The organism is Pedobacter sp. (genome assembly GCF_045627485.1).
Classification (GTDB): domain Bacteria; phylum Bacteroidota; class Bacteroidia; order Sphingobacteriales; family Sphingobacteriaceae; genus Pedobacter.
This window is the reverse complement of record NZ_JAZQNU010000107.1, coordinates 1-2,513: the sequence shown is the minus strand read 5'-3', so window position 1 is coordinate 2,513 and position 2,513 is coordinate 1. Positions and strand designations below refer to the sequence as shown.

Genomic DNA, 2,513 nt, shown 5'->3' with positions numbered 1-2,513 from the left:
GTTTCAATGTTTTTACTATCTACTACCAAAGTTACATGGTTTGAACGCTTACGTATTCTATAACCACGTCCTTGCGGTGCCGGTCTCAATCGCTTTAACTGGCGGCCACCACCAACCATAATTGTTTTCACAAAAAGTTGGCTTTCTTCAGGGCGAGAACCTTCATTTTTTGTTTCCCAGTTTTTGATCGCAGATAACAAAAGTTTCTCAACTCTAATCGCTGCTTCTTTGTTGGTGAATTTCAAAATATGTAATGCTTTCTCTACACGCTCACCTCTGATAAGATCTACAACCAAACGCATCTTACGTGGTGAGGTTGGACAATTGTTTAATTTCGCTACTGCTTCCATCTCTTAATTATTTTTTCTTTTCAGAGTGACCCCTAAATGTTCTGGTTGGAGCAAACTCTCCCAGCTTGTGACCAACCATGTTTTCTGTTACGTATACCGGTATAAATTTATTACCGTTGTGTACTGCAAATGTATGATTCACGAAATCTGGTGAAATCATCGATCTGCGAGACCAAGTTTTAATGACAGACTTTTTGCCTGAATCATTCATAGAGATTACTTTTTTCTCTACGTTATGGTCAATATAAGGTCCTTTTTTAATTGAACGAGCCATTATTTCTTCCTTTTCTCTATGATGAAACGATTTGAGTATTTTTTAAGCGTACGAGTTTTAAATCCTTTCGAATAAACACCGTTTCTTGAACGAGGCTGACCTCCTGATGAGCGTCCCTCACCACCACCCATTGGGTGATCAACAGGGTTCATCGCTACCGGACGTGTTCTCGGACGACGGCCTAACCAACGTTTGCGGCCGGCTTTACCTAATACTTCATTTGCATGATCCGAGTTAGAAACAGCTCCAATAGTTGCTAAACAGGTAACCAAAATTAATCTGGTTTCTCCCGAAGGCATTTTCAAGGTAGCATATTTACCATCACGTGCTGCTAATTGTGCATAAGCACCTGCGCTACGTGCTAACTGTGCACCACGACCTGGATGAATCTCCACGTTGTGTACAATTGATCCTAAAGGTATGTTGGATAATTTCAATGAATTTCCTACCTCTGGAGTAGCTGTTTCTCCCGAAACTACTGTTTGTCCTACTTGCAACCCTTCAGGTGCAATAATGTAGCGCTTCTCTCCGTCCACATAGTGTAATAATGCGATACGTGCAGTACGGTTTGGATCGTATTCAACAGTTGCTACTGTTGCAGGGATATCAAACTTATCACGTTTAAAATCAATTAAACGGTAAGATTTTTTGTGACCACCACCCATATAGCGCATAGTCATCTTTCCTGTATTGTTACGTCCTCCCGACTTTTTAGAAGATACAACCAATGATTTTTCGGGCTTGGTTGCTGTAATCTCCGTAAAACTGGCTCCTACTCTAAAGCGGGTACCCGGAGTAACTGGTTTAAATTTTCTTAAGCCCATAGTTATAAATAATTCAATTCTTATTAAAGATTCGCGTAATAATCAATTGTCTCACCTGCTTTTAGTGTTACAATCGCTTTTTTGTATTTAGGGCTACGTCCTGAAACTAAACCACCTTTTGTATTTCTTGATTTCAATTTACCAACTACCACCATAGTGTTAATTGCTAAAACGCTCACATCATACATTTTTTCAATGGCTGCTTTGATTTGTAGCTTATTTGCTTTATTATCTACTTTAAAAGTAAAGCGGTTAGACTTTTCTGTTAAGGCAGAAGCTTTTTCTGTTAATACTGGTTTTTTTAATAATTCCATATTATTTGGCAAATGCCTCCTCAATAGTTTTAACAGAATCCGCAGTTAGCAAAATCGTACCGCAATTCAATACATCATATGTATTCAATTGATCAGCCGTAATCACTTTTGCTTTCTTTAAGTTTCTGCTAGATAAATAGATATTGTTATTTTGCGAAGGTAAAACCAACAATGTTTTAGTGTCAGTCAAATTCAATGCATTAACTAAGCTCAGATAGTTTTTAGTTTTGATCGAATCAAAAGTAAAATCTTCTAAAACCACAACATTGTTATCTTGTGCTTTGTAGCTTAACGCCGATTTACGGGCTAACGACTTTAATTTTTTATTCAATTTGAAACTATAGTCACGTGGCTGAGGACCAAACACACGACCACCACCATTGAACAAAGGTGATTTAATACTACCGGCACGAGCGCCACCAGTACCTTTTTGCTTGTATAATTTGCGGGTCGAACCTGCAATTTCATTACGTTGCTTTGATTTATGCGTTCCTTGACGTTGGTTAGCTAAATACTGCTTAACATCTAAATAAATTGCATGATCAACAGGCGTAATACCGAATACCGACTCAGGAAGTTGCACTGTTGCACCTGTCTCTTTTCCTGAAATGTTTAATACTTTAACTTCCATCTGCTTACTTATCTAAGATTACGTAAGAACCTTTAGCTCCCGGTACGGAACCACTAACTACCAAAAGGTTTTGAGCAGCATAAACTTTCAAAATTTGTAAATTCTGAACCTTTACTCTGT

The 2,513-nt window shown here is 38.2% G+C and carries 5 protein-coding genes and 1 pseudogene; all 6 read right to left on the bottom strand.

Annotated elements, in window-relative coordinates; genetic code table 11:
• Positions 1 to 350 (bottom strand): 50S ribosomal protein L22 (rplV, locus tag ACR2F3_RS08260; RefSeq protein ID WP_432709503.1); only part of this gene is annotated, 350 nt, incomplete at its 3' end.
• A gap of 7 nt (positions 351 to 357) precedes the next feature.
• Positions 358 to 624, bottom strand: a complete 267-nt coding sequence (rpsS, locus tag ACR2F3_RS08255) for a 30S ribosomal protein S19 (RefSeq protein WP_113652041.1) — start codon at positions 622 to 624, stop codon at positions 358 to 360.
• Positions 624 to 1,448, bottom strand: coding sequence for a 50S ribosomal protein L2 (gene rplB, locus ACR2F3_RS08250; protein WP_196859731.1), 825 nt, complete (start codon positions 1,446 to 1,448; stop codon positions 624 to 626). Before rplB ends, rpsS begins: the two co-directional genes overlap by 1 nt.
• Before the next feature lie 23 nt (positions 1,449 to 1,471).
• Positions 1,472 to 1,762 carry a 50S ribosomal protein L23 gene (rplW, locus tag ACR2F3_RS08245; protein WP_432709502.1) on the bottom strand — a complete coding sequence of 97 codons (291 nt, stop codon included), beginning with the start codon at positions 1,760 to 1,762 and terminating at the stop codon, positions 1,472 to 1,474.
• Between the two features lies 1 nt (position 1,763).
• Positions 1,764 to 2,393 (bottom strand): 50S ribosomal protein L4, encoded by a 630-nt coding sequence (rplD, locus tag ACR2F3_RS08240; protein ID WP_432709501.1) that lies wholly within the window; start codon positions 2,391 to 2,393, stop codon positions 1,764 to 1,766.
• A gap of 4 nt (positions 2,394 to 2,397) precedes the next feature.
• A pseudogene (locus ACR2F3_RS08235) lies at positions 2,398 to 2,513 on the bottom strand (50S ribosomal protein L3); the annotation flags it as partial.

Excerpts from the sequence above, each read along its gene's own strand:
- rplB (WP_196859731.1), bottom strand. The coding sequence starts at position 1,448 with ATGGGCTTAAGAAAATTTAAACCAGTTACTCCGGGTACCCGCTTTAGA.
- rplW (WP_432709502.1), bottom strand. The coding sequence starts at position 1,762 with ATGGAATTATTAAAAAAACCAGTATTAACAGAAAAAGCTTCTGCCTTA.
- rpsS (WP_113652041.1), bottom strand. The coding sequence starts at position 624 with ATGGCTCGTTCAATTAAAAAAGGACCTTATATTGACCATAACGTAGAG.
- rplD (WP_432709501.1), bottom strand. The coding sequence starts at position 2,393 with ATGGAAGTTAAAGTATTAAACATTTCAGGAAAAGAGACAGGTGCAACA.